Origin of the sequence: Oscillibacter sp. 1-3, from assembly GCF_000403435.2 — a bacterium.
Classification (GTDB): domain Bacteria; phylum Bacillota; class Clostridia; order Oscillospirales; family Oscillospiraceae; genus Oscillibacter.
In genome coordinates, this window is record NZ_KE159713.1 from 48,447 (window position 1) to 51,486 (window position 3,040).

A 3,040-nucleotide genomic window follows, 5' to 3' on the forward strand; every position below is an offset into this window, starting at 1 on the left:
AGAATTACCGGAACCAGTAAAACCGCTTCCCGCCGAGGGCGCACGCATGGTGTAGTCCACGCCGCCGCTGGCGTAGGCTGTGCCGAAAATCATGTCTTTATTGTTCAGATCGTTCCAAGACACTGTATTGGTCACGTTGTAGTCCGCGATGAACAGGCTGTGGTCGTATTGGCTATTTTCGGCATATTCTTGGGTGGTCGCTTGTGAGCTTGTCAGCTTATAGGCGTTGATTGTCCCCGCGTAGGTAAAGGGCACCCAATGGAGGGTGGCGTCCGGCACGGCACTGTTTACCGTTCCGGGAATATCCGCCCCGGACAGGTCGAACCAATAAGTTTCGCCGGGGGTGAGGGCAGGGAACTGCTCCGCTGCCGCCGCCACAGGAACCTCGGCTCCAGCCTGTTCATCCAGCGCCGCCAGCGCGGACACAACGGCCTGATAGCGGGAAATATCCAGCTCTCCGGCCTCCTCGTCCGTCAGCTCCGCCCGCGCCCCGTCAATGGCGGCAAGCTGGGCCTCCGCCCCGGCACGGTTGCCGGCGGTAACGTCCTCCGCGTCCGGGAGCGCATCGAGCATCTCCTGCACCGGGCAGATACGGCAGTCATAACCGCAGGGCTGGCCGGGGTCAGCGGGGACATAGCCGCACTCGCCGTCATGCTCATGCAGACAGGGAGCGCCCTCCGCCGCCGGGGTATAGGCACAGCCCTCGTCATGGACGGTCTGTCCGTCCTCCCCCGCTTCGGCGCAGCCCATATCACAGGGAATTTCCTCCGCCGCCTCCGCAAAGCCGCAGTCCCCGTTATGGACGTGGCCGCAGGGCTGGCCCTCCACGGATTCTATGTAGCCGCAGACTTCATAGCTGTGTTCGGTGTGGTGTGGGCAAAGGCCCCCGCTGTCCGTCTCCAGCGCAAAGGTCGGAAGCGGCAGCAAACCCAGCACAAAAACGCAGGTCAGGAAAACAGCCAATACTCGTTTCATAAGTCATACCCTCCATTCCGGGCGCTGCCCGGTTGTTGACAACATAGTTTTCGTTCTGTTGTGGTCTGGGAATACCCGCAAATTGGATTGCCTTTATTATACCTTGTTTTTGTAGAAAATGACACCCCCATTTTCTTAAATTCGCATAGCAAAGCTGGCGCGGCAAAAAATTGTATTTGTCCCGCCTGCTTGTCATGCCCAAATACCGATTGGCACTTGATTTTTTTGCCCTCGGTATGTATAATTTAGGAAGTATATAATGCCTCAGAACGGCATGACCACAACAGAACGAAAATTCTGTTGTGGTCTTTTTTTCGCCCTCGACAACAGAACGAAAACTATGTTGTAAGGATCAGGCCCAGCCGCTCAACCTGCCGGGCGTGGACAAGGCCGCTCTCGGCGGTGTAAATGCGGGTGGTGGTGACGCTGGAGTGGCCCAAAATATCCGCCAGCCGGGACAGGTCTTTCTCCAGCGAATAGTAAGTCCGGGCGAACAGGTGGCGGAGGTTGTGGGGGAACACCTTCCCCGGCTCCACCCCGGCGCGCTCGCAGAGGGCTTTCATATCCCGCCAGATGTTGGAGCGGTCCACGGGCTTGCCCGTCCGGGTGACAAACACCGGCCCGGCGGTGATTTTCTGTTTCTGGAGATATTTTTTCAAAAGCCGCCGCAGCTGGTCCGGGAGGAACAGGACGCGGCGCTTGCCCTTGTTGACGATCTCCGCCCTGCCCGTTCGGACCGCCTCGGCGGTGATGAATTTCAATTCGGATACCCGGATACCTGTGGCGCAGATGGTTTGCAGAATCAGGGCCAGCCGCTCATTCTCGGACTGTTCCGCCGCGTGGACGAGGCGGGCGTACTCGGCGCGGGATAACTCCCGACCCTCGTCCCGGAACAGGGCCTTTTGGATTTTCAGCAGCCGGACGGACAGCTCCCGCCAGCCCATAAAGGCCAGGAAGCCGTTGACCGCCGCCAGCATGGAGTTGACCGTGGCCGGGGCGTGGGCCTCAATGAGCTGGGCTTTCCAGCCGATCAGCGCCGTCTTGGTCAGCTCGCCGCCGTCCAGGAAGTCCCGCAGGGCGTGGAGGTCGTGGGCATACTTTTGCAGGGTGGCGGGGCTTCGCTCCTGTTCCCGCAGATGTTCTATGTACCGCCGTATCAATTCCGGGGTGAGCGTGGGATGGTTCTGTTTCCGCATGGGAAGGTCCTCCTTGTTTTCGATACGCATATTGTACCGGATTGAAGGCGCTTCTTGCGAAAAAGATGGTCCTTTTGCGTTGGAACGCGGGAACGGAGACGCAGGCAGCCGGAAAGTTCCTATAACACGGGCGAGCAATGTATTGGAATATCCTTTTCGGATTTTCCAATACGCCCGTTGGGGTCCCCCCAAGCCCCGGACTGGCCGCTCTGCGTCCAGTCGAACACGCCTGACGGCGTGGCTTTGCGCTCCCTTCGGTCGCTCATTCCTGCACATCCGCGCAGGAAGGGAAACGCCCTTTCAGGGCGTTTCCTCATACCGTATTGGGCAGTAAAAAATTAAAATATCCATCTGGCGAGAATCGCCGTTCTTGCGTTCTGCCAGATTGCAGTCGATATAAAAATCTTCCAGGCCAAACCCGGCAAGGTTTTCTTCAAACAACTGGATTTCCTTTGTAGCAAGATTGATAGCGCCAACACCAAAACACTGGCTGACCTTCTGCGGCAAAATCTCATTCAAGCAGTCAGCACACAAGAAAGAAGCGGCCTTGTCCACGTCCAGGGTTTCGTCGGCGAGAAAGTCCACAGAGCCAGTAGCGTACCCCCGGTCATAATCTAACATCAAACTGGCAGAGAATCCGCCGTCCGTGCTGCCACCGCCACCGAAAGACACAACGCCAGCATATTCTTCAATCAACTGCCCGTTCAGTCTGTCATAGCGGTTGATTTCAAGCGGCTTGATCTCAAAGGTATTTAAGCTGATGAGCGCAATATTGTCCTGCCCCCAATATGACGGAACCAGGCTTTCGATGCCGCCCCCGCACAGATAGCAGTCCTCGTCTGATGTGTTGGAGGAATACCTGGTTTCAT

The 3,040-nt window shown here is 57.4% G+C and carries 2 protein-coding genes and 1 pseudogene; all 3 read right to left on the minus strand.

Annotation, left to right across the window (positions count from 1 at the left end; genetic code table 11):
* A pseudogene (locus C816_RS24420) lies at positions 1-975 on the minus strand (hypothetical protein); the annotation flags it as partial.
* Between the two features lie 338 nt (positions 976-1,313).
* Positions 1,314-2,171, minus strand: coding sequence for a tyrosine-type recombinase/integrase (locus C816_RS21175; protein WP_016324464.1), 858 nt, complete (start codon positions 2,169-2,171; stop codon positions 1,314-1,316).
* Between the two features lie 300 nt (positions 2,172-2,471).
* On the minus strand, positions 2,472-3,040 hold a 569-nt coding region (locus tag C816_RS21180), incomplete at its 5' end, for a hypothetical protein (protein WP_016324465.1).